General features: G+C 65.4%; 16 protein-coding genes and 4 tRNA genes. 12 read left to right on the top strand and 8 right to left on the bottom strand.

The genetic code is table 11. From position 1 onward, the window contains the following. Positions 1-213: 213 nt before the first annotated feature. The 3 genes from M5E06_RS31230 to M5E06_RS31220 form a co-directional block, all read right to left on the bottom strand. On the bottom strand, positions 214-8,697 hold the full coding sequence (locus tag M5E06_RS31230) for a DUF4347 domain-containing protein (RefSeq protein ID WP_252141574.1): 8,484 nt from the start codon (positions 8,695-8,697) through the stop codon (positions 214-216). A 15-nt stretch (positions 8,698-8,712) separates the two neighbouring features. After that, positions 8,713-9,828 (bottom strand): TIGR03032 family protein, encoded by a 1,116-nt coding sequence (locus M5E06_RS31225; protein WP_252141573.1) that lies wholly within the window; start codon positions 9,826-9,828, stop codon positions 8,713-8,715. A 419-nt stretch (positions 9,829-10,247) separates the two neighbouring features. Then, a complete protein-coding gene (locus M5E06_RS31220; RefSeq protein WP_252141572.1) occupies positions 10,248-10,529 on the bottom strand; it encodes a hypothetical protein in 282 nt (93 codons plus the stop codon). 62 nt (positions 10,530-10,591) lie between these two features. Between M5E06_RS31220 and M5E06_RS31215 the strand changes: the two genes are divergently transcribed. Further along, complete coding sequence (locus tag M5E06_RS31215) at positions 10,592-11,980, top strand: IS701 family transposase (RefSeq protein ID WP_252141571.1); 1,389 nt, start codon at positions 10,592-10,594, stop codon at positions 11,978-11,980. A gap of 72 nt (positions 11,981-12,052) precedes the next feature. Here the strand turns inward: M5E06_RS31215 and M5E06_RS31210 are convergent, their stop codons facing one another. Both M5E06_RS31210 and M5E06_RS31205 read right to left on the bottom strand, forming a co-directional pair. After that, positions 12,053-12,232, bottom strand: a complete 180-nt coding sequence (locus M5E06_RS31210) for a hypothetical protein (RefSeq protein ID WP_252141570.1) — start codon at positions 12,230-12,232, stop codon at positions 12,053-12,055. A 98-nt stretch (positions 12,233-12,330) separates the two neighbouring features. Next, positions 12,331-13,119: an RNA-guided endonuclease InsQ/TnpB family protein gene (locus M5E06_RS31205; protein WP_252141569.1), complete on the bottom strand. Its 789-nt coding sequence runs from the start codon at positions 13,117-13,119 to the stop codon at positions 12,331-12,333. Between the two features lie 92 nt (positions 13,120-13,211). On the opposite strand from M5E06_RS31205, the gene M5E06_RS31200 reads away from it, so the two are divergent. Further along, positions 13,212-13,631, top strand: coding sequence for a replication protein RepA (locus M5E06_RS31200; protein ID WP_252141568.1), 420 nt, complete (start codon positions 13,212-13,214; stop codon positions 13,629-13,631). 12 nt (positions 13,632-13,643) lie between these two features. Here M5E06_RS31200 and M5E06_RS31195 read toward each other — a convergent pair whose 3' ends face one another. Next, complete coding sequence (locus M5E06_RS31195; protein ID WP_252141567.1) at positions 13,644-14,828, bottom strand: RNA-guided endonuclease InsQ/TnpB family protein; 1,185 nt, start codon at positions 14,826-14,828, stop codon at positions 13,644-13,646. Positions 14,829-15,137: 309 nt separating this feature from the next. On the opposite strand from M5E06_RS31195, the gene M5E06_RS31190 reads away from it, so the two are divergent. Continuing rightward, positions 15,138-16,154, top strand: coding sequence for an AAA family ATPase (locus M5E06_RS31190; protein WP_252141566.1), 1,017 nt, complete (start codon positions 15,138-15,140; stop codon positions 16,152-16,154). Continuing rightward, positions 16,144-16,998 (top strand): ParB/RepB/Spo0J family partition protein, encoded by an 855-nt coding sequence (locus M5E06_RS31185; protein WP_252141565.1) that lies wholly within the window; start codon positions 16,144-16,146, stop codon positions 16,996-16,998. The genes M5E06_RS31190 and M5E06_RS31185 overlap by 11 nt, the downstream gene beginning before the upstream one ends. A 746-nt stretch (positions 16,999-17,744) precedes the next feature. On the opposite strand, the gene M5E06_RS31180 is transcribed toward M5E06_RS31185, so the two are convergent. After that, a complete protein-coding gene (locus M5E06_RS31180; RefSeq protein WP_252141564.1) occupies positions 17,745-18,278 on the bottom strand; it encodes a hypothetical protein in 534 nt (177 codons plus the stop codon). 106 nt (positions 18,279-18,384) lie between these two features. Next, on the bottom strand, positions 18,385-18,561 hold the full coding sequence (locus M5E06_RS31175) for a hypothetical protein (RefSeq protein WP_252141563.1): 177 nt from the start codon (positions 18,559-18,561) through the stop codon (positions 18,385-18,387). A 314-nt stretch (positions 18,562-18,875) separates the two neighbouring features. On the opposite strand from M5E06_RS31175, the gene M5E06_RS31170 reads away from it, so the two are divergent. From M5E06_RS31170 to M5E06_RS31135, 8 genes are all read left to right on the top strand, one after another. Further along, on the top strand, positions 18,876-20,075 hold the full coding sequence (locus M5E06_RS31170) for an IS256 family transposase (RefSeq protein ID WP_252136941.1): 1,200 nt from the start codon (positions 18,876-18,878) through the stop codon (positions 20,073-20,075). Positions 20,076-20,263: 188 nt separating this feature from the next. Further along, a complete protein-coding gene (locus tag M5E06_RS31165) occupies positions 20,264-20,458 on the top strand; it encodes a hypothetical protein (protein ID WP_252141562.1) in 195 nt (64 codons plus the stop codon). A gap of 134 nt (positions 20,459-20,592) precedes the next feature. Next, positions 20,593-20,676 (top strand) — tRNA-OTHER (locus tag M5E06_RS31160). Positions 20,677-20,678: 2 nt separating this feature from the next. Continuing rightward, positions 20,679-20,751 (top strand) — tRNA-Val (locus M5E06_RS31155). An 8-nt stretch (positions 20,752-20,759) separates the two neighbouring features. Then, a tRNA-Pro gene (locus M5E06_RS31150) sits at positions 20,760-20,836 on the top strand. A 2-nt stretch (positions 20,837-20,838) separates the two neighbouring features. After that, positions 20,839-20,923 (top strand) — tRNA-Leu (locus M5E06_RS31145). Between the two features lie 209 nt (positions 20,924-21,132). Further along, entirely contained in the window at positions 21,133-21,669 is a 537-nt protein-coding gene (locus M5E06_RS31140; protein ID WP_252141561.1) for a hypothetical protein, read from the top strand. A 533-nt stretch (positions 21,670-22,202) separates the two neighbouring features. Next, positions 22,203-22,433, top strand: a complete 231-nt coding sequence (locus M5E06_RS31135) for a hypothetical protein (RefSeq protein WP_252141560.1) — start codon at positions 22,203-22,205, stop codon at positions 22,431-22,433. Positions 22,434-22,483 lie beyond the last annotated feature (50 nt).

The raw sequence follows: 22,483 nt of genomic DNA, 5'->3' as shown, positions 1-22,483 counted from the left end.
ATCGCCGATGGTATGCCGGTGCTTCTCGTCCGGCCCAACCCGATGGTTGGGCCCGGAGGGCGACGCTGCCTCCAGCGCAGGAGCGCAGACCGGCCTGTTGTGGGCACGGTGAGGGGGCTGCAGCCTGAATAAGGCCCATGCGGACCGAAGCCGCGCGGTGCGGCATGGCTCCAGGGCAGCCTGGTGGCGAGGCTGCCCTGGAGGTGGCGGGGCTCAGCCGGTGACGAACCATCCGGTCTGAACATCCTCGCGGCGGATGCCGCGCAAGACCACCTCATCGTCGCTGGAAAAGACGATCACCGCATTGCCGGCGGCGTCGCTGCGCAAGCTGTAGGCCTGGCCGGCAGCGAGCTGGATGCGGTCACCCTCGCCGGCGCTGAAGTCAGCGATCTCGTCCCGGCCGCTGCCGGCGGAGAAGCGGAACAGGTCAGCCCCGGCCCCGCCGCTCAGCGTGTCGTTGCCCAAATCACCGATCAGCACATCGTCACCGAGATCGCCGAACAGCCGGTCGTCGTCCCGCCCGCCATAGAGCGTATCGGCCTCCTGGCCACCATGCAGTGTGTCGGCCCCGGCATTGCCGAACAACACGTCCGCCCCGGCGTTGCCGAACAGCTGATCGCCGCTGGCGTCGGCCATGCTGCCGTCGGACAGCCCACCGGTGAGCACATCGTTGCCCTGGTCGCCGTTCAGCGTGTCCGCCCCCAGATCGCCCGACAGCCGGTCGTCGTCGCGTCCGCCATGGAGCAGGTCCTCGCCCTGGCCGCCGAACAGCGTGTCGGCGCCGGTGTTGCCGAACAGCACATCAGTGCCGGTGTTGCCATAGAGCTGGTCGTTCTCCTCGCCGCCTTGCACGGTGTCGTTGCCGTCGTCGCCATAGAGCACGTCGTTGCCGGTCTTGGACCCGACGAAGTCATCGCCGCCGCCGCCATGCAAGGTGTCGTCATCGGCACCGAGGATGATGGTCTGGTTGGCGCTGTCGCCCCACACCATCTGCGAGCCGTCACCGCCGGTGACGGTGACCGCACCGATCACCGCGGCGAAATTGACGTTCTGCAGCTGGATGGCACTGCCCGTGGGCAGGCCGCGGGTGTCGATCACCAGGGCGGTCTGCGGCCCGCCGGCGGCAGCCGGGGTGCCGGTGATGACCAGCGGTGAGGTGGGGGCACTGGTGCTGCCGGGGGCGACGCTTGGCACGAGGGTCTGCACCAACAACGGCGTGCTGGCCGACAGCCCGCCGAGGAAGCCGGAGCCGCCGCCGGTGAGCTGGTTCTGGTCGCTCGAGCCGGCGGTGGTGTGGGCCTTGATCTCGCGGATCAGATCGGTCAGCGAGCTGCCGGCCGCCTTGGGTGTGGCGGTGCCGGAGGCCTGCAGACCATAGCCGGTCGGCAGCTGGGCGCTCAACAGGCTGGCGCCGCCGCTGCTCACCAGCGGGATGTCGGCCACAGCGTTGTTGCCAACCTGCTCGGCGCGCGTGTTGGTGACCACCGGGATGGTGACGGTGGTCGAACTGGTGCCGTCGCTGTTCGTCACCGTGCCTGTGCCGACCGTCACACCATCCACCGTCTCCGTCTTGGTCGGCGGGGGAGCCGGTGGCGGGGTTTCGTCGACGTCGGTGACCCGCACCGAGAGCTGCTGGGTGGTGGTATCGCCAACCTCGTCGGTCGCCCGCACCTCGACCAGATAGACGTTGTCGGCGTTGCTGTCGGCCGCCCGCTCGAAGTCGGGAGCACTCACGAAGCGCAGCACGCCATTGGGATCGATGGCGAAGCGGGCCTGATCGGCGCCGCCGCTGATGTCATAGCTGAGCGGGCCGTCGGCGGTGGCGACCACCGTGGTCACGGCGGTGCCGTTCTCTGCCACGTCGATGGTGGCGGTGGCGCCGTTGCTGGTGATCACGGGCGAGAAGCGCACAGCGCTGCCATCATCGACGATGATGCCGTTGACGCTGTGGTCGGCGTCGAAGGCACCGCCGTCGGTGAGCGTGACGGTGAGCTTGGTCTTGTCGCCCACGCTGCTCACCGTGGTGGGCAGGGTCTGCCAGCTGCTGGTGGTGTAGTTGTACATCAGGTAGCTCTTCAGCTTCAGGTCCGCGTCCACCAGCATGCTGAGCTGGGTGGAGCCGCCGGGCGTGACGCCGCCGATGGTGAACGCGAACTGGCCCAGCGGCATCTTGGTGCCGCGCGGCAGATCGCCCTGGGCCGGCGAGGCGGCGTTGCTGACGCCGGTCAGGGTGTAGCTGGAGCCGGCCTCCAGCGTGGCAAAGCGCGGGCTGCCGCCCGAGGTGGCGACGGTGGGCATCGAGGCGACATGGAGCTGCTCGCGATCGGGGATGCCGTCGCCATTGCCATCGCCATCGCCCGTCGGACCGCCAAACGGATTGCGGACCAGGTCCTCCTCGGAGTTGGGCCGGCCGTCATTGTCGATGTCCTCGTCCTCGGCATCGATCGTGCCGTCGCGGTCGAGATCGGAGGCGACGGTGACGGCGAGAGCCTGGTCGGTCGAGTTGCCGGCCAGGTCGGTGGCGCGCACCGTGACGTCATAGACGTTGTTGGCGCCGACATCCTGCGGGCTGCTGAAGGCGGGTGCGCTGGTGAACGTCAGCGCAGCGCCGTCGATGGTGAACCTCGCCTGATCGGCGCCGCCGACGATGGTGTAGGTGACGGCAAGCGGGTCGGTGGCACCGAGGTTGGCGAGGGCGATGGTCCGCAGCTCGGCAGTGGTGACGGCGCGGGTGGTGCCATCGGCGAAACCCGGGCCGCTGGCGTCCACCGTGGTGGCGCTGAGCTGGCCGGCGCTGCTGGTGTTGCCGGCCAGGTCGGTCTGGCGCACCTGCACCTGACCTGTGGTGTAGGTTCCGGTGGTCAGCGTGAAGTTGCTGCCCGAACCGGCGGTCCAGCTGGAGCCATTGTCGGTGCTGAACTCCCAGCTGGCGCCCGCCTCCAGGCCACTGACGGTAACGGTGCCGACGTTGCTGATGCCGTCAGTTGAACTGGTGCCGCTATCGGTGGCGAGTGCCGGTGTCGGTGTCGTGGCCGATGCATCCACTGTCGTGGCGTTGAGCTGGCCGGCGCTGCTGGTGTTGCCGGCCAGGTCGGTCTGACGTACCTGGACATAACCGGCGGTATAGGTTCCGGTGGTCAGGGTGAAGTTGCTGCCCGAGCCGGCAGTCCAGGACGAGCCGCTGTTGGTGCTGTACTCCCAGATCGAGCCGCTCTCCAGGCCACTGACGGTGACGGTGCCAATGTTGCTGATGCCATCGCTGCTGCTGGAGCCGCTGTCGGTTGCCAGTGCCAGAGCGGGTGCGGCGGCGGTCTGATCCAGCTGGTAGGTTTGGCTATAGACGGTGCCGTTATTGCCGGCGGTGTCGGCGACCTTGACCTTCAACGTGTTGGAGCCGGACAGCGTCTGCCCGGCCAACGACCAGCTGTTCTGGCCGACCGTGGCGGTGGCGGTGGTCCAGCTGGTGCCGTTGTCGAGCGAGACGTAGACCGTCTCACCAGCTGCGAGGTTGGCCGACAGCGTGCCGCTGATCGTCTGGCTGGCGGTCTTGGTGATGAAGTCCGTGGGGCTGGCGCCGGTGTCGGCGGAGAAGGCCGCCGTGGCGACGGTGGTGGCCGGCGCCGAGCTGTCGAGGACGTAGGCCTGGCTGTAGACGGTGCCGTCATTGCCGGCGGTGTCGGCGACCTTGACCTTCAACGTGCTGGAGCCGGACAGCGTCTGCCCGGCCAACGACCAGCTGTTCTGGCCGACAGTCGCGGTGGCGGCGGTCCAGCTGGTGCCGTTGTCGAGCGAGACGTAGACCGTCTCGCCAGCTGCGAGGTTGGCCGACAGCGTGCCGCTGATCGTCTGGCTGGCGGTCTTGGTGATGAAGTCCGTGGGGCTGGCGCCGGTGTCGGCGGAGAAGGCCGCCGTGGCGACGGTGGTGGCCGGCGCCGAGCTGTCGAGGACGTAGGCCTGGCTGTAGACGGTGCCGTCATTGCCGGCGGTGTCGGCGACCTTGACCTTCAACGTGTTGGAGCCGGACAGCGTCTGCCCGGCCAACGACCAGCTGTTCTGGCCGACAGTCGCGGTGGCGGCGGTCCAGCTGGTGCCGTTGTCGAGCGAGACGTAGACCGTCTCGCCAGCTGCGAGGTTGGCCGACAGCGTGCCGCTGATCGTCTGCGCCGCCGTGCTGGTGATGAAGTCGCTGTTGGTGGCGCCATTGGCCGCCGTGTCGGCGGAGAAGGCCGCCGTGGCGACGGTGGTGGCCGGGGCGGTCGTGTCGAGCGTGACCGACAGGCTGCCGCCGGCGGTGCCGACGTTGCCGACCGCATCGGTAACCCGCGCGGTGAAGGTCTTGGTGGTGTCGCCGCCCAAATCGCCGTTGGTCACGGTGAGGTCGACGTAGCCGTTGGTGATGTCGGTCGAGGTCAGGGTCGCGGTGACGGCGTGGGGCAGTGATGACCCGTCCAACAGCAGTTCCACGCTGTCGCCGGCGATGGCGCTGGTGCCGGTCAGGCTGACCCGCAGGGTCGGGGCGGTCGTCTTGGTGATGCTGTCGCTGCTCGACGACCCCGTGTCGCTGGCCGTCGTCACGGCGATGGCGCTGGTCGGTGCACCCGGCGCGGTGGTGTCGATGACGATCGCCTTGTTGGCGCCCAGCGAGTTGGTGGCGCCCGGCGAGGGCAGAGTCAGGACGGCGTTGGTGCCGCCGGCGTTCTTGATGGTGCCGCCGTTCAGCGCAAGTGCGGACGTGCTGAGATAGTCGAGATCGGACGAGGTGTCGCCGGCCTGCACCGTGTAGATGAAGGTCAACGTGTCGGTGCCCGTGCCGGTGACATAGTCCAGGGTCTGGTCGGTGGTGCCGGTCTCCAGCGTCAGCTGCGGCGTTCCGGAGACGGTTACGGCCTCGGAGAAGGTGACCTGGATGACGATCGAAGAGCCGGCCTTGTAAGAACCGTTGGCCGCCGTGGAGCTGACGCCCGTTACCGTCGGCGGCGAGACCAGGGTGAACAGCGTGTCGGCGCCACCGTTGGCGGCGGCGGTGAAGGCGATGTTGGCAAGATTGGGCGCGTTGAGCGTTACCTCGACGCTGCTGAAGCTGGTGTCGTCGGTGTCGATCTCGACCTTCGCGGTGGCGCCGGTGCCGCTCAGGCGGATGTGGTCCGCGCCCAGCGAGCTGACGCCGGTCAGTTGGATGGCGTCGCCGATCGCCAGATCGCTGACGGTGTCGTCGTTCAGGTCGGACGTGGTGCCGGCGAAGGTGTCGTTGCCGCTGCCGCCGGTCAGGCTGTCGGTGCCGGCGCCGCTGGTGATGGCGTCGTCGCCGCTGCCGCCGTTGATGGTGTCGTTGCCAGCGCCGCCGTCGAGCGTATCGTTACCGCTGCCGCCGACGATGCTGTCGGTGCCGGCGCTGCCGAGGACGGTCATCCCGCCACCGACGATGCGCGAGAGAACGACGTTGCCGATGCCGCTGGCGTTGGTGTCGCCCGACAGATCGATCGTCCGCAGCCCCTCGTCGTAGGCGTTGGCGTTGAACGTCATGTTCAAGGTGTCGGAGGTGGCGCCGACGGCGATCCTCTCAATGCCGCTGATCCGGCTCGACCAGTCGAGGTCCGACCCGAAGGTGAAGGTGGATGTCGGGGTGAACAGCAGGGTGTCGGTGCCGGCGCCGCCGTCGATGCTGTCGATGAAGGAATTGCCCGAGTTCGTCAGCGTGCCGTAGGACGTATAGACGAAGACGTCATCGCCGTTGCCGCCGATCAACGTGTCCACGGTGGTGTTGCCGCCGCCGCTTAGGATGTCGTTGCCGTCGCCGCCGGTCAGCGTGTCGGAGCCGGTGCCGCCGTCGATGCTGTCGTCGCCCGTGGTGCCGGTGATGGCCGTGCCGGTGGCGTTGCTGGTGGTGAGCAGGCCGGTGTCGCTGGCGCTACGGGTCATGCCACTGGTGTCGAGCGTGACACCCGAGGCGGTCAGCGTGTGACCGGCCAGCGTCAGCGTGCCGCCGGTGCTGGTCAGCGTGCCGATGGTCTCATCGTTGGACAGCACCAGCGTGCCGCCACCCACGCTCACCGCGCCGGCATCGGCGAGCGCGCTGCCGCCCGACAGCATCAGGGTGCCGTTGTTGAGCGTGGTGCCGCCGGTGTAGCTGTTGGCGCCCGACAGGGTGAGCGATCCGCCATTCGCCTTGGTCAGCGAACCGCTGCCGGACAGCGCGGCGCTAATGATCAAGGTCGAACTGGCGCCGGGCGTGTTGATCGTGGTGGCGCCCGCCAGCACCAGCCCGCCGTCGGTGTCTGCCGCGATCGTGATCGTCTTGCCGGTGCCGCCTACGATGGTGTCGCCGGCCCCGACGGTGGCGGTGGTGCCGCTGAGGGTGATGGTGTCGTTGTTGGCGAGGGTGCCGAGGGCGATGCTGTCGGCGCCGCTCTGCGCTACGCCGCGGGCGAGCGCCTCGCGCAGGGAGAAGCCGTCGGCGGCGTCGCCGTCGGCATCGTCCGATGTGCTCGTCACATTGATGCTGGAGCTGGTCACCGACACGTCGGCGGTGGTCGCCGTGGTGCCGTCATAGAGGCTGAAGCGGATGGTCGCGTTGCCGTAGGGCGTGCTGTTGGCGTAGGCGACGTGCTGGATGACGTCCTGAACCAGCGCCGTGGTGGAGTTGGCGTTGAAGCTGATGGTCAGCACGCCGCCGCTGTTGGTGTAGGTGGCGATCGTCGTGGTACCGCTGTTGACTGTCAGCGAACTGCCGGTGTCGGTGAAGGCGCCGCCGCTGGCGAAGCTGAATATGTCGTTGGCGCTCGCGTCGGCGGAGCCGCCGGTGAAGCGCTTGACCGTCAGCGTCCCGGTGTTCCAGTTGCCGTTGGCGCCGGACGGGTCGTTCTCGGTGTCCGCGGCGGTGGCGGTGGCGTCGGCCAGCGTGGTGGCGCCCGACAGCGCCACCGTATTGCCGGTGCCGGCGCCGGCGCCGTTCAGGTCGATGGTCGGCGCCGTGTTGGATGACGTGACCAGGGAGTAAGCGGAGATGGCCGTCTGGGTCGAGCTGCCGTGCTGGTCGTCCGCGGTGACAACAATCTGCAGATACTTGCCGCTGTCCGCGGAGACCGTCGTGTAGGAGGCGTTGGTGGCTCCGGAGATGGCGTCCCGGTTGGTGCCGCTGGCGTTATCGGCGCGATACCACTGGTAGGTATAGGTGACCGTGTCGCCATCAGCGTCCGACCAGGTGCCCGTGGTCGAGGACAGCGCATTGCCCACCGTAGCCGTGCCGGAAATCGCCGGCACCACCGTGTTGACTGGCGCATCGTTGACCGCCACCACGGTGACCGTTGCCGACTGGCTGAGACTGGATGCGCTGTTGCTGCTGGTTCCGCTGTCCGTGACGTCAGTGATCGTGACCACCCGGCTTCCGGTGGTGGTCGGGTTCTGGCTGGTGTTCTTGTAGGTGATGCCGTTGATCAGCGTGTCCATGTCGGCATCGGACAGCGCCATGCCGGTGATGGTCACCGTCTTCGTCGATCCTGACCCGTTCACCGCCACCGAACCCGCCGCGGTGCTGTGGATCGTGCCCAGGGACAGGCCGGTGGTCGTGGTGCTGAGCAGGACATCGACGCCGTTGATGGTCAGGTATTCCGTCGAATTGGAAACATTGCTGACCGTCAGCACCATGCCGGCAAGGGTCTGGCCGCTGTCGTTCGTTTTGGCGTCCGCGGCGCTGAAAAGGCTGACCGGGCTGCCGTCCTCGGTGAAGGTTGGCGTGCCGCCCGTGGCGGTCAGCGTAGGGGCGACGGGGCCGGAGGTGAGGGAACAGATCACCTTATTAAAAATGAATTCTTCTTCAATAAGGGGTAAGGTTTTGAAGGAAAATGTCGTCCATACCCCCCCAGAGCTTTGGTTCTCTGGGAGTACATACGCGTTACGAATGGCAACATTATCGCCAAGATACCCGATGCCGTTACCAGAAGAAGAATAGTATCCTATAACCTTATTGTCATCTGTCCTCGTGATCTTTCCATCTACTGTGTAGCCGACAACGTCTGCATAGGGCCCTCCTTTTGTCGTCACACAGCCCAGGCAGTGCGAAAAATCCTGCATGCCCTGGAGCGTGAAGGGCAGCACCGTATCGATGGTGCCGGTGTGGTATTCGAGGTCCCAGTCGCCCTGCAGACGGGTTGGACCGGTCCGGTCGATCGACGCGGCGATGTCGACTCCATCGCCAAGGGCCGCCGACAGGCTGTCGACAAAATTCTTTCCCACATCACCGGCCGCAACCGAGCAGCCGTAGAGCATCAGGTCGCCGCCGGGCTTGAGCGCGTCGCGGATGGCCGCAACCTGGGCCTCCGCATAGTGGAGATCGCCGCTCCACAGCGCCTCCTTCCCGAACAGCAGGCCGCCGGTAACGCCTTCGGTCACGAGATGGATCGCGCTCAGCCCTTGGAAGTTCGACAGCAGATTGGTCAGCGCCCCGAGTTCACCGAAGCCCTGGCTGTCGGGCTGCAGAACGACGACCGGGGTCGACGGATCGATCCCCGCGATCAGGGTCTGCCAGTCCGCCACCGTTCCGTCGACGACCACCAGTTCCGATGGGGTGGTGGCGGCCAGTGCCTCGACCCGCGCTTTTTGGGCGGCCGCAGCGCTCAACGCGATGTCCGGCCCGAAGTCGGTGAGGGTGGCGGACTGAGCGTCTGAAAGAAGCGAGACGGTGGAGGCGCTGGTGGTCATGGCGTCGATCCCTGCTTAAATTTCGTTGTTTGCTCCAGCCTCGGGGGCAGGATCGGGCTGGGTGCTGCGGGGGGTGGAAATCGGAAAAATCCCGGGCGTCACATGCATGAAATGCCGATGGAACTCCGGTTCGCTGAATCCTGGCGTGTAGGGTCGGGTGATGCCGGGAAGAAAGGCGACATCGAAGGTCTCGCTGATGCCGCCGGTGATGGTCAGCCAATGGATGATCCGGCCATTGTCGGGATCGACGACAACCAGTCCGCAGCGCTGGAGGATATGGGCATGCTCCAACCGCTCCTTGATGGTCATGCCCGACGAGAAGGTGTTATCGCGCAGGCGTGACAGGCCGATCACCGCGAAACGATCGACGAAACACAGGCCGCGGGCGAAGCCGGGGCACAGCGTCACCGGCACGAATCGCCCATCCTCGACGAAGCCGAAATCACCGCACCCTGAGTTCAGGAGCCACAACCTGTCCGCGTGCCAGCGTGGCGAATGGGGCATCGAGAGGCCGTCACAGATGATGCGATTGGTCTCGACGTCGATGACGCAGCCACCGCCGTTTTTGGTTGCCCGCCAGCCGTAAGGCGTGTCGAACCGGCCGCACAGGGTGACGTGCGTCACCCGGCCGTCGCGGACACACAGGCCGTTCAGGTGGCAGCGGTCCTCCGGCGACAGGGCGGAGATGAAATCGGGTTTCCACAGGGGCCGGAAACCATAATGGCGGTCGATGGACGCCAGGCAACTGTAGGCGGTGTTGACGAAGACCAACTCGTGGCGGGTGCTGCCGACTCCGACCAGGGCTGCGATGTCATGGACGTCGCAGCCACCCAGCAGATAGCCTTTGCGCGGCATGTAGACCGCGTCCCACGGCAGGTCCTTGTAGGTCAGCGGCCCGACGTTGGAAAACCGCCAGACCTGCTCCTTGTTGGCGATCCACAGGCTGTCCGGTGTCGCCGCCAACCCCATAGCGGAGCCGACGATCCGCTCCTGCACCGTGATTCCGCCGGAGCCGTCGGCGGAAATCAGGAACACCCGCGACGACTGGTAGGTGGTGAAGGCCAGGCTGCCGCCCCGCTCCGCCAGCCATGTTCCGAAGCCCGGCGAAGGGAGCAGGTCAGGCTTCGCCATCTGCTCCGCTTTGATGGCCGAGCGAAGCCCTCCCTGCGCCGATGGTGCGGTCCCCTCCTGCGACTCCCCCGCGATACTGCCCGCTCGCTCTTCCGAAGACATCCCGCGGCCCTCTTCTTCAACGCCGATTAAGCGGCACCAAAAGCTGAATAGTCATGCAGTCGTTGCATGCGAACGAATCATCTCTACAGTTCGTGGTAGAACCTACAAATTTTCATTACCTCAGAAAAGGGGTAAAAACATGTTTGTAGACGTCATGCGCCGACGGCCTGAGGCGTGAGCCGCTTCAATCTTCTGGAGAGAACCGAGATGAAGGCAATCTCGACGAGAGCGACGAGGCGCTCCTTTGTCCCCCTTAATGACAGTGCTCAATCTCTGATAGCCTCGGCTTTGCGCGATCTGGGACGGCATTCCTTCCCTCATGCCCGGATCCAGAAGGCCGGCTCATCGGCGATGAAGGCGAGAGCTTCATCATCAAGGTCGAACACCGCCCCGAAGGGGCCAGCCGGTCCCCAGGCCTCGCGCCGCCACCACAGAACTTCGACCCGGTTGGTCTCGCCCAGTGGCCACAAGCGGGCAACTGGCGCGCCGGTGCGGGCACTGAACAGTGAGTAGCCGCGGTTGATCCGGCGGACGGTGAGGCCGCCGCGCGGCCAGGGATAGGCGGCAATCCGCTCCAGGACGGGGTCGGTCGTGGGCATCGCGATCACGCGTGCGCAAGTTTGTTGAGTGGTCAAACGTCCGGCGCCCCCAGAGGTGTACCATGGTGCGTCCCGTCGTTGTTCCCAAAAGCTTCGTCGCGTGGCTGAGGCCGTACCTGAAGGCCGTCTCCGGACGCACCCGCGCCACGGTTGCGGCACTCGCCGTCGGCGCCGTCCTGACGGTTGGCCCGCGCACGGTCGCCAATGCGCTGCGCGTCCTCGGTCTGGCCGATGAGCCCGGATTCGCGACGTTTCACCGCGTGCTCAACCGCAACGCTTGGTCAGGGCTGGTCTTGGCGCGCACGCTGCTGCACGCTCTGGTCGGCGCCTTCGTGCCGTACGGACCGGTCGTCATCGGCGTCGACCACACTCTGGAGCGTCGGCGCGGCCCGTGCATTCGCCCGGCCAGCCAGTATTACGACCCGGTACGGTCGTCCAAGAAGAGACGGGTCACCAGCCACGGCCTGCGCTGGCTGACCGCCATGTTGCTGGTCGAGGTGCCGTTCGCCGGCCGCATCTGGGGCCTGCCGGTGCTCACCGCGCTGACGCCCAGCCGCTGCTGGTGCCAGGAGCATGGGCGGCATTACCGGTCGGCCATCGACTGGGCGCGCGCCGTCCTGCGCCGGCTGCACCGCTGGCTGCCGGACCGGCTGCTGGTCGCCGTCATGGACGGCGGGTTCGCCGCGCTGGACCTGCTCGATGCGCTGAGCCCGTCGATGATCATCGTCACGCGCTTGCGCTTCGACGTCGGCCTGTTCGATCCCCCGCCGGCCGAGCAACACTATGGCCGTCCGGCGGTCAAAGGAGCCCGGCAGCCGAGCTTGCGCGATCGGCTGAGCGACCCGGCAACGGTGTGGCGGCGCGCCGTCCAGGCCAGCCGCACCCAATGGCGTAGCGGTGGCTGGATCGAGTACGCCAGCGGCACGGCGCTGTGGTACCACGCGGGCAAGCCGGTCGTGCCCATCCTGTGGGTGCTGGTCCGCTATCCCGACGGCCGGCGCGAGCCGGAGGCCTTCCTGTGCACCGATCCAACGGTGCCCCCCGCGCACGGTGCTGGAATGGTTCAATCGTCGCTGGTCCATGGAAACCATTTACGAAGAAAGCCGCGCCCACATCGGGATCGCGACGCAGCGCCAATGGACCGATGCGGCGATTTTCCGCACGACGCCGCTGCTGTTCGGGCTGTATTCACTGATCACGTTGTACGTGCACCAACATGCCGACCGGCTGGCGCTGTCGCCGCGGCGCGCCCTGTGGTACCCCAAGCCCGCGCCCACCTTCGCCGATGCGTTGGCCCGCCTGCGCCAGCACCTGTGGTTCGAACAGGCCTTCGCCATGTCGCCCGAAAACACCGACATGATGAAAACCGCCCCTCGGCTTCTGCGCCGCCTCATCGAATCCGTCTGCTACGCCCCGTAGAGCGCGACAATCCTGCACTCCGCTTGGCCTGATGACCACCGTCCCAGAACGGACGGGTGTCCTGCAATGCGCAAAGCCGAGAACTGGCTCGGCGACCGTCGGCCTCAGGGCAGCGCCGAGACCATCAGAAGACCAAGATAAATTCCGATGAGTAGGCCCAGCACGATGCCGTAATCGGCATCTGTCATTGGGTTGGAGTCAGGGTCGAATTGCCGCATGAGCACGCCTTTTGCGCCGTCTGTCCTGCCTGCATAACAGGCGAGGGTGGTGCGGCGTTGCGACATCGGCTGGGCATCCGGGGCCGTGCCCCGGGACGTGGTGTCTGAGAGGATCAGATGAACGACCGCCACCAATCTCGCGATTGGAGGGGGTTTCGCGGCTGTTAAGCCGCCTCGGACAGGTCCTGCCCGGTGCTGGTCAAGGTGTCGTGTGCCCAGCGCAGGACGACACGAGCTGAGGTGAAATCGCGCGGTGCCGTATGCCCGCATCCTGAGCAGGTGTGCGTGCGCTCGCCGAGGGCCTTCTTCCCCACCGACCAGCAGCACGGACACCGTTGCGACGGCTTGAGAGCGCGGGTCGGCGCTTCCAGGAACAGGCTACCAGCATCTGCCGCTTTGTGGCGCACCATGGAATAGAACTGGGCCGGAGCGGTGTCGAGGATCTCCCGGTTCAGCCCGGACTTCTGCTTCACGTTTGACCCCGGTTCTTCCACCGTGCCGGCAGCGGAGCGGGTCAGGGTCTGGATCGACAGGGTCTCGGCGGCGATCACCCCGAAGCGGGCGATCACTGCGGCCAAGGTCTTGTGCTGCCAGTCCTTGCGTCGGTTGGCGACCCTCCGCTTCTCGCGGGCGAGCGTTTTGGTTGCCTTGCGGCGCCGATTGGAGCCACGCGTCTTGCGATTGACGCTGCGGGCCAGATCGCCCAGGCGGTCACGCGCCGTCTGGAACCAGCGCGGGTTTGCGACGGTCTCATCGGCGTCGGCGTCCGCGGTCTTCACCGCCAGCGTCAGGACGGTCTCGCTGCCCCAGTCGAAGGCGCAGGACGCCGCGCCATGGCGGCGCTGGATGACCGGGCAGTCCAGGGTCAGCCAGAGGTGCCAGACGCCGTCCTCGTGCATCAGGTCGCAGGAGTTGATGGTGCCGCCCTGGCGGGGCTGTCCGCGTGCCGTCACGAGGCCGACGCCCTGCACGCGCAGCTTGCCGTGCCGCCACTCCGCACCGGGCGTGAAGCGCCAACCGTCACCGTGCCCCGTGAAGCCGAAGATTGCTGCCCGAGGGCAAGCAGCTCATCGACATGGCTGCCGCCGTTATGGCTGAAGACGATCCTGCACTGTCCTTCACTTACTCGGGCTTTTGCCTGACCAGCTTCCCACATAAGAAGCTTGGCGATACCGAGTGGTGGGAGCGGCATGGCCACAATGTGACCCTGACCATCGACCCCGGCAGCCTGCCCAACGCCGACGGCGTCACCAGAGTCCACGGCGTACCCTATGGCAGCCGAGCCCGCATGATCATGCTCTACCTGCAAACCCGCGCGGTGCAGACCAACAACCCAGAGGTGGAGCTGGGCGCGAGCATGCGCGACTGGCTTGGCCGAATGGGCATCAGCGTTGGCGGCAAGACGCTCAAGGAAGTGCGCGACCAAGCAGACCGCATCGCCGCCTGCAACCTCACCTTCATGTGATCACTCCGTCGGCTAAAAGCCAACGGCTTCTCGGACAAGCTCCGCGGCACCCCGCCGGCTTGGCGTCCGAAGGCCTGATCCCGGCCTGACTCTGTTGTGCCCGAAGGCCCGGAACTCAACGACGTTGGCAGCGGCCACGTCGCGGTCTTCAACCAGACCGCAGTCCGGGCACCGATGCACGCGGTCGGCCAGGGTCTTTTCGACTCTCGCCCCACAGCACGGGCACTCTTGCGATGTTCCGCGCGGGTCGACTTTCACCATCAGCTTACCGGCTCTTTCAGCCTTGTAAGCGATGAGCGACATCAATTGCCCCCACGCGGCGTCCAACACGTCCTTGGCCAACATCGACCGAGCGAGACCTTGGATGTTCAATTCTTCGACGGCGATGCGATCGTATCTGGCGACGATGCTCGCGGCGAGTTTGTGTAGAGAGTCGGCGCGGCGGTTTGCCACCCTCCGACTGTAAGCTGCCAAGCGCTCCTTCGCCTTTTTCCGGCGCTTGCTCCGCAGATTTGGCTTACGACTATGGGAAACGGCGCGCTGACGCTTACGGAGCCCCTTGGCGGCTGTCTTGGTCCATCTCGGCCGTTCGACCAGAGCGCCGTCCGACGTCGCCACCAGCGCCGATAGACCGGCATCGACGCCGACGGTCTCGGGGCCAACGACTGAATGCACATCCGGCACATCGAGCTGGAAAACGACAGACCACGTGCCGGCTTGGCGGGTGATGATCGCCGAGCCGCACGTCGCGTCCTTCGGCCAATCCCGATGCCATTTGACCTTCACGAGGCCGGAAACGCCGAGAATTGACAGCCGGTGTCCCGACTTCATCGTCAAGCCATCGCCAAACCGGAAGTCGGCCGCGTGGAAGCGGGCGGAGGCCTTAAACCGGGGGAACCCGGCCTTAGCGCCGCGCTTCACGCGACCAAAGAAGGCAGTGAAGGTCTTGTTGAGCCGACGCAATACTTGCTGCTCGGCGGAGAAGGAATAATTACCAAGCTCCGGCACTTCAGTGCGCAACAGCTTGAGTTCGTCGGCCTGCGTCTTATAGGTCAGCGACACCGCCCGGCGCCGGTAGGCCTCAATGCGCTGCTGTAGGCCGGCGTTGTAGAGCTGGCAAAACCAATACAGCATCTCACCCAGCGCCTCGTTTTGGCGCCGGTTGGGATACAGCCGGTATTTGTAGCTCAGCTTCATTTGCTACGAGCGTTCCTGTTTTGTGCCAGTGTATACGCAATCCATGCTGGCCGCAAGTCACCGAGCCGAATTCCCCTGCCAGCTGAAGCAAGCAGTCCCCTTCGGCCTCCATGATGGATGTCCAGGGCGTCACCCTCCACCCTTCCCCGCCGCCAATCCGTGAGCGCGTCGCCGCCATCCGGTGAGCGTCACCAGAGTCCACAGAGAACGGCGTTCGCCGTCTGAGTTGATGACGAGCGGTGAGTAGATACTATTGACAGGGTAGAACCCACTTCATACCGTGCGCCCATACAAAAAATGGAGGCACGGGTGATTGGAGAGGAACTGCGCGCGCTGCGCGAGCGGCTGGGTAAAACCCAGCCTGAGTTTGCCGTGTGGCTGAATGATCTGCTCGGCCGGCGCTACGACAAACAGAAGGTAAGCCGCTGGGAGACGGACCGCGAGAAGGTGCCACGCGATGTTGCCGGCGCCCTGGCCATCGCCGCCCTTGGCCTGGACCGGCCCCAGCGGCATGGCCCAGCGATTACCGTAGCCGTCGCGCTTCAGAAGGGCGGCACCGCCAAAACCGCGACCAGCGTCAACTTGAGCTACGTGCTGGCGCGGGCCGGCAACCGCGTGCTGCTGCTCGATGCCGACAGCCAGGGGAACGCCACGGTGCATGTTGGCGTCACGAAAGAGCAGGTGGTGGAGCTGACAAAGCAAGGCCACACCCACTATCACGCGCTGACCGGCAAGACGCCGCTCGCCGATGTCATCCTGCATACCGATGTGCCGGGCCTTGATCTGGTGCCCAGTTCCATCGCCTTGGCGGCGGCCGAGGCGGACCTCTACCACGAGCCTACCGGTATCGGCGCCATGGCGGACATGCTCTCCAGCGTGCGGGCAGACTATGACTTCATCGTCATCGACTGTGCGCCCGCCTTGGGCATGGTCACCAGCAATGCACTCGCCGCGGCACAGCTGCTGTTGATCCCCTGCCAGACGGAAGCTCACGCCATCCTCGGGCTGGAGCATTTGCTGGAGACTGTGGCGAAGATTCGGCGCCGGTCCAACCCGGACTTGCGCTTCCTGGGGATTGTGCCGACGATGTACACCGCTCGCCAGTCCCAGGACCGCGCCTCGCTGGATGAACTGCACAGCCAATGGGGCGCACAGATCCCGCTGTTCGAGCCGATCCCCCGCTCCACTGTCTACTCCCAGGCCTCGGCCGCCAATATGATCACATTGGCGGGAGACCCCGGCGCACCTGGACTGGAGACGTTTGTCGCAATCGCAGACAGCTTGATGGTCACCGCCGGCCTACGTGAGGTGCAGCATGCCGCCTAAGTTTCAGCGCGCTGCCCGCACCCCCGTCACCGTCCCAGCCGAGACGGCGGAGACTGACAAGCTGTTCGGTCTATCCGGCACCCTGCCCCGCCTTATCGAAGCCGATGTCGCCGGCATCATACCGAACCCCGACCAACCCCGGACGGTCTTCGAAGATGCGGCGCTCCGCTCGCTCGCGGACAGCATCGGCAAGATCGGCCTGCAGCAACCCATCCTGGTGAAGACCACCGGCATACACGGGTGCTACCAGTTGGTGGCAGGCGAACGCCGCTGGCGGGCCCACCAGCTGCTCGGCCGTGCGACCATCCCCGCCATCATCACCGAGGGGCGGTCGGAGGAAATCGCGCTCATTGAGAATGTGCAGCGGGTCGACCTTGACGCTGTCGACCTTGCCCGCACACTGCGCCGGCTGATGGACACACACGGCTATCGCATGGCCGAGGTCGGCGCGATGATCGGCTGTGCCGAGGCCGAGGTGTCCAGACGCCTATCCGTGCTGCGCCTGCCAGATGACGTGCTCGACGCCTACCGTCAGGATCCGGAGCGGGTTAGCCGCTCCGTGCTGGTGGAGCTAGCGACGTTGGACGACGAGGAGCGTATTCGCGACCTGTGGGCTCAGGCGCTCGCCGGGCTAACGGTGCGCGACCTCCGCGCCGAAAAGAAGCGGCTGCAGGCTGCGCCGTCCCGCGCCACCGCCTGGACGCCGCAAGCCATTGACAAGAGCTTAAGCAAGATGGCCAGCGACCTGACCCGCTTGCACGAAGAGGGACCATCGCTGGCCGACGGGCAGCGGGAGCACCTGCGCGTCCTGCGCGCCCGCATCGACGCCCTGTTGGGCGAGTGAGCGACTTACGACGTCGTAAGTTCGGCCGCGACAACGCTCCAACTTACGACGTCGTAAGTCGGTGTCGGAGCGACTGACTTACGACGTCGTAAGTGCCGACCATTCGGCGTTCGCCGTCCCCCTTTCGCGGGCCGGACGCCAGTGGCATAGCGGCGCCTCCGTCTCGTTGTACACCAGGGTCTGCTCCGCCGTGCCGTTGGTAAGCGCATTGGCATGGCTCACGTAGATCGGACGGAAGGTTGCACAGCTGCCCTCAGCCGAGGGACCACTGCGCCGCGCAGCCGGTCAGCAGTTGCGCCAGGGCAAGCCCGGCGCACATCGTCATTCACCGCATGACACGCCTCCATGTTGCTCAGGGTCTGGCGGGCAGTCTCCGCCTCTAATTCGGCCCGGCCCGCCCTCCTTTGGCTAGCGCCGAAGGTTAGAATATTAACTGGCTTGGGAGCGGAACCCCCTTCAAAGGCAATGTAGCTCTCTGTAAATGCATTATTTTCTATCATTGGGTGGGGTCCGGGTCGGCGCCGATTGGAACCCCGCCTGAACAGAGTTTTCCGAAATTTTTCAATGTGCTGGAGCAGGTCGGCTAGGGGGGAATTGGGTGCTGATTCACAACCTACCGAGCTAGGTAGGTTGCTACCCGAGTAAGTAGCCATCCGCCTCGTCCGGAGTGCAACGGCAACAACCCCGACCGAGAGACCCGGTCGGGGTTGTGTTCCTTCAGATCGCGATCCGCGGCGGTCTGAGGATCAGCGCTGACGGACGAGGGCCCCCTGACCAGCGAAGTTCCCGATGCCGGCGGAGAGGTTCTGCACATTGGCGGCGTTGCCCGGGGCAAACAGACCCTTGCTCCGCTGCATCACCAGCGCGCTCTGCGACGCCGTGTTTCCAATGCCCGCCGCGGTGTTGCCGACCGTGGCGGACGAGCCGCCGGAGAACAGCCCGCCGGACCGCTGGCGCACCAGGGCGCTCTGGTCGGCCATGTTGCCGATCCCGGCTGCGGTGTTTGACACGCTGGCGACGTTCGGGCCTGCAAAGGGGCCGCGGGACTTCTGCATTACGGTGGCAGCTTCGCTGGCGGTGTTGCCGACGCCAGCGGCCAAGTTGGAGACGCTGGAGAAGTTCGGACCGCTGCCGCCGCGCTGGAAGGTGCTGGCATCCTGTACCGCGACGTTGCCCACACCAGCAGCGGTGTTGGAGATGTTCGACACGTTCTGCGCCATGGCCGGAGCCGACAGCAGGGCGAGGGTGGCGAAGCCGGCGAAGAGGGGGGTGCGGAACATGGGGCGGTCTCCTGGATTGGCGGGGCTCACTGGCCCCGGTGTGTCTCGATGACCAGACCCTACCCAAGCCCGCTCGCTCCGCCTGTGAGCCGGGCCACAACGACACTCACTTCTCGACGGGGCCGTCCCTCCGGATCGCTTTCGGATCGGTGGCGATACGGGCCACCGGCCGGCCAGCCGCGTCGTATAGGATGTGCACCGGCCGCTCGACTACCTCCGGACGTTCCGGAACCGCATCGCCTACCACGAACCGATTTTCGGCCGACACTTGGCGGCGGACCATGCCAGCATCCTGGAGGTGGCTGGGTGGATTTACCCCGACACCCGGGACCGGATTGCCCCCCATAGCCGTGTTCTGGAGATCCTGGCGCAGCCGCAGGATGATATAAAAAGTGCGGTTTTGAAAAGTGGGCAGGCCCGCCGGTGGTAGATGGCGGTCGTGCCCCACGGGGTGGTGTAGGAGCTGTGGGGAACCGGCCCGCCGCAGCGCCCTCCCATGGCTGGCGTAGGCGGGCCGGTTATCCACAGCGGGCGGTCATCGTGGTTCTTCGGTAGAGTCTGGTCACCACAACACAACCTCGACCGAGGGTGACCACGATGACCGACGAGATGATGGCGCTTCGCGCGATGCTTGAGAAGGGCGCGGATGCCGATGTTCTGCGTGAGATGATCGGCTTCGCCGCCGAACGGCTGATGGAACTGGAGGTGCAGGGCCTGACCGGGGCCGGTCATGGCGAGCGGTCTGCCGAGCGGCTCGTCCAGCGTAACGGCTACCGGGATCGCGACTGGGAGACCCGCGCCGGCACTGTTGAGTTGCGCATTCCCAAGCTGCGCAAGGGGTCTTACTTCCCCGGCTTTTTGGAGCCGCGGCGGATGGCCGAGAAGGCGCTCACCGCGGTGATCCAGGAGGCCTACATCCAGGGCATCTCGACCCGCTCGGTCGACGATCTGGTCCAGGCCATGGGGATGTCGGGCATCTCCAAGAGCCAGGTCAGCCGGCTGTGCGAGGAGATCGACGAACGGGTGAAGACCTTTCTTGGCCGTCCCATCGAAGGCGATTGGCCCTACCTGTGGCTGGACGCCACCTACGTGAAGGTCCGCCAGAACGGGCGCATCGTCTCGGTGGCCGTCACCATCGCGGTGGCGGTCAACACCGACGGCCGCCGCGAGGTCCTGGGCATGGACATCGGCCCGTCGGAGGCCGAGACCTTCTGGATCGAGTTCCTGCGCAAGCTAAAACGCCGGGGGCTGAGCGGCGTCAAGCTGGTGATCTCCGACGCCCATGGCGGCATCAAGGCGGCGGTCACCCGCGTCTTCCAGGCGACGTGGCAAAGGTGCCGGGTGCATTTTTCCAGGACGGCGCTTGCCCATGCCGGCAAAAGCGGCCGGCGCGTCGTGGCGGCCTTCATCGCCACTGCTTTCGCACAGGACGATGCGGCATCCGCCCGAACGCAGTGGCGGCAAGTGGCTGATCAGGTCCGTCCAAAGCTGCCGAAGCTAGCCGACCTGATGGACGAGGCGGAGGAAGACGTCCTGGCCTTCATGACCTTTCCCAAGGAGCATCGGGCCAAGCTCCACTCGACAAACCCGATTGAACGTCTCAACGGCGAGATCAAGCGACGCACCGAGGTTGTCGGCATATTTCCGAACGAGGAGGCGATTACGCGCCTCATTGGTGCCATCCTCTTGGAACAGAACGACGAATGGGCTGTCCAGAGGGCGCGCTACATGACGCTGGAAACCATCGCCCCACTCGGCGATGATCCCCTCGTCAGCCTGCCCGCTGTGGCCGCCTGACAATCCCGGCCAGACCACCCGGAGACCATGAGCGCCTCTCCGCTCCTACACCACGGCCAGGGACACGATCTAGATGGCGGGCCCTGTAGTCAGAGCGCATGTCCCACAGGTGATGCCCGTCGAATATCTGCTCTTGGTCGCGGTCGAACGGTTTATGTTACGCCACAGACACCACTGATAGACCCATCATGTTCATGATTTCTGATAGCGAAGCCGCTGCTATCGTTGTTGCTTACCAGACGGGTGGCGAGTGGGCGGCCGTTGCCGAACTGCGCCGGCTGTTCACTGGCATCCAGGACAACGATGCGGCCCTCCAGGCAGTGCGGGCGATCGTTTCCAGATCGGAAGCAGTCGGTCGGCAGGGTAACACTCTATCAAGCTGAGCCGCGTGCTGATCAGCCAAGGGCTGGGTGGCCGCAGTCCCTTTGCCCCCACCAATTTCCTGTCGTTTCTGCTTGAGCGCCTCTGTGGCGCCCAAGTATATCAAGCAGCCTTGCTGGCTTTGATCAGCGAGGATGCGGGTGTGGTGAAATTGGTAGACGCGCCGGACTCAAATCCGGTTGCGCAAGGAGTGTCGGTTCGAGTCCGATCGCCCGCACCAAGGCCGGATTCGCTCAGCGGTAGAGCGCCTCGTTTACACCGAGGATGCCGGTGGGTTCGATCCCCTCACCCGGCACCCTGTGACGGAGCGTAGCGCAGTCTGGTAGCGTATCTGCTTTGGGAGCAGAGGGTCGCCGGTTCGAATCCGGCCGCTCCGACCACGGCGCCTGTGGTGGACTTGGGAGACACGCTGGATTTAGGGTCGAGTGACGCACGTCGTGGGGGTTCAAGTCCCTTCAGGCGCGCCACCGCTCGTGGGACCCGGAACTCAACGGTTAAAACTGGCCGCTCATAACGGTCTGGTTGTAGGGTCAAATCCTGCCGGGTCCACCACGCATCTGGCCACACAGGTTTCCCTACCTCTTGTTGGCCGCTTCGGTCCGGTCTGCCCCCTCCTCAGAGGAACTACTGGTCTGAAGCCCCGTTCAGGAGAGGGGATTACCACCAGGGTGAGACGATGCCGTCCTCGCACCGCAAGATCATGATCAACCGGGCGCCGGTGCTGACGCTGTGGGCTGCCGTGGTGGCGGAACGGTTGGGCCTGGACCGCGATGAGGCTCTCACCCTGGGCAAGGCTCTGTCTGGTCTCACAGCGTACGCCAAAGGCATCCGGCTGGGGATCTATGAGCCGACGCCGGAGACGGTGAGCGATAAGCGCAAGGCGCTCCAACAGGGTGAGGAAATCCACATCGACCTCATGGGGCGATCAATCCCCGCCGTGCACACCAAAGACGGCCTGCGCGCGGTGCGCCAAGGCAAGCCGATCACGCCGGCGAGCGTTGAGCGGTACCTGGGTAGCAAGTTCGGAGATGATCTTGAGGATGTGCGCCAAGCCATGACGGCGCTGGCCAACTCTCTCCCGGCGGCGGACCTCGCCCGGCAGGCGTTCCGGCTGTACGAGGCGTTCCGGCCGGAGGTAAAGGCTGGCACTGCCGGTTGGGGCGAAGAGGGCGAGTTGGACCTGGCGAAGCTCGCTTTGGCCGACCGTTCTTAACGAACGAGGTGCTATCTGATGACGGCCCTGCAGCGCTGGGCGGCCGCCACCGCCACCGGCAGCGATCAGGAGGCGATCCTGCTGCGGCACTGACCCGCTAACTTACAAGCCGTTCAAAGATACTGCTCGAAATCGGCGAGACTCACCTCCCGAGGCTTCTCCAAAAGGTCTTTTCGTATTCTCTCAAACTCCAGGAGGTATAATATAACCTTCCAATCCAATTTCATTCGCTATACGGAAGAACTCATCATAGTATAGCGTGTCTAGCGAGTAAATCCGTTCGTATCTTTTTGATGCAGTAGGGCTGAGATTTCGTCTCTCCTATGCGCGTAGGGGGGCAACCGTGTTGGCCAAGCACGGGCCCGGCATGGCCTAGGGCCTGGAAACGCGGGGTGCCACTAGGGCTGCTGACAGCCTACTGACAGTGATGCCAGTGGGCCAGCAGTGTATCGGCACCATCATGCTCCAGGCTGGCGCTCGCTGGCGGCCATAGTCTTGTGGTACAGCACGCCGGAGCTTGTGGAGGCGCCGGCATGCCAACGACGACAAACTGGACGACACGGCACGCCGTGACGCGGATGTACGGGTGTGATCTGGCTGTGGTTTGGCGGGGCCCCGACCTATGGGCCTGGGTCGTCACCGTTGCTGGTGAGCAGGTTCGCTCCGGAAGTGCGCGCACGCTGATCGGTGCTCAGGATGCTGCGCTGCGCGCCGCAAAGGCCTATGCCAACGACGGCGGGCACATACAGCTTCCGCTGTTCTGATCGGACGCGGAGCATCATCTGCAAAAAGGTAGTATATGCACAGAACAGTG

This window comes from Azospirillum sp. A1-3 (assembly GCF_023806445.1).
Lineage (GTDB): Bacteria > Pseudomonadota > Alphaproteobacteria > Azospirillales > Azospirillaceae > Azospirillum.
This window is presented reverse-complemented; position numbering and strand designations above follow the sequence as displayed.

Coding starts and splice junctions, on each gene's coding strand:
- M5E06_RS31180 (WP_252141564.1), bottom strand. CDS start 18,278: ATGTTCCGCACCCCCCTCTTCGCCGGCTTCGCCACCCTCGCCCTGCTG.
- M5E06_RS31135 (WP_252141560.1), top strand. CDS start 22,203: ATGCCAACGACGACAAACTGGACGACACGGCACGCCGTGACGCGGATG.
- M5E06_RS31220 (WP_252141572.1), bottom strand. CDS start 10,529: ATGCCCACGACCGACCCCGTCCTGGAGCGGATTGCCGCCTATCCCTGG.
- M5E06_RS31195 (WP_252141567.1), bottom strand. CDS start 14,828: ATGAAGCTGAGCTACAAATACCGGCTGTATCCCAACCGGCGCCAAAAC.
- M5E06_RS31210 (WP_252141570.1), bottom strand. CDS start 12,232: ATGTCGCAACGCCGCACCACCCTCGCCTGTTATGCAGGCAGGACAGAC.
- M5E06_RS31140 (WP_252141561.1), top strand. CDS start 21,133: ATGCCGTCCTCGCACCGCAAGATCATGATCAACCGGGCGCCGGTGCTG.
- M5E06_RS31215 (WP_252141571.1), top strand. CDS start 10,592: ATGGTGCGTCCCGTCGTTGTTCCCAAAAGCTTCGTCGCGTGGCTGAGG.
- M5E06_RS31170 (WP_252136941.1), top strand. CDS start 18,876: ATGACCGACGAGATGATGGCGCTTCGCGCGATGCTTGAGAAGGGCGCG.
- M5E06_RS31225 (WP_252141573.1), bottom strand. CDS start 9,828: ATGGCGAAGCCTGACCTGCTCCCTTCGCCGGGCTTCGGAACATGGCTG.
- M5E06_RS31175 (WP_252141563.1), bottom strand. CDS start 18,561: ATGGTCCGCCGCCAAGTGTCGGCCGAAAATCGGTTCGTGGTAGGCGAT.
- M5E06_RS31230 (WP_252141574.1), bottom strand. CDS start 8,697: ATGACCACCAGCGCCTCCACCGTCTCGCTTCTTTCAGACGCTCAGTCC.
- M5E06_RS31185 (WP_252141565.1), top strand. CDS start 16,144: ATGCCGCCTAAGTTTCAGCGCGCTGCCCGCACCCCCGTCACCGTCCCA.
- M5E06_RS31165 (WP_252141562.1), top strand. CDS start 20,264: ATGTTCATGATTTCTGATAGCGAAGCCGCTGCTATCGTTGTTGCTTAC.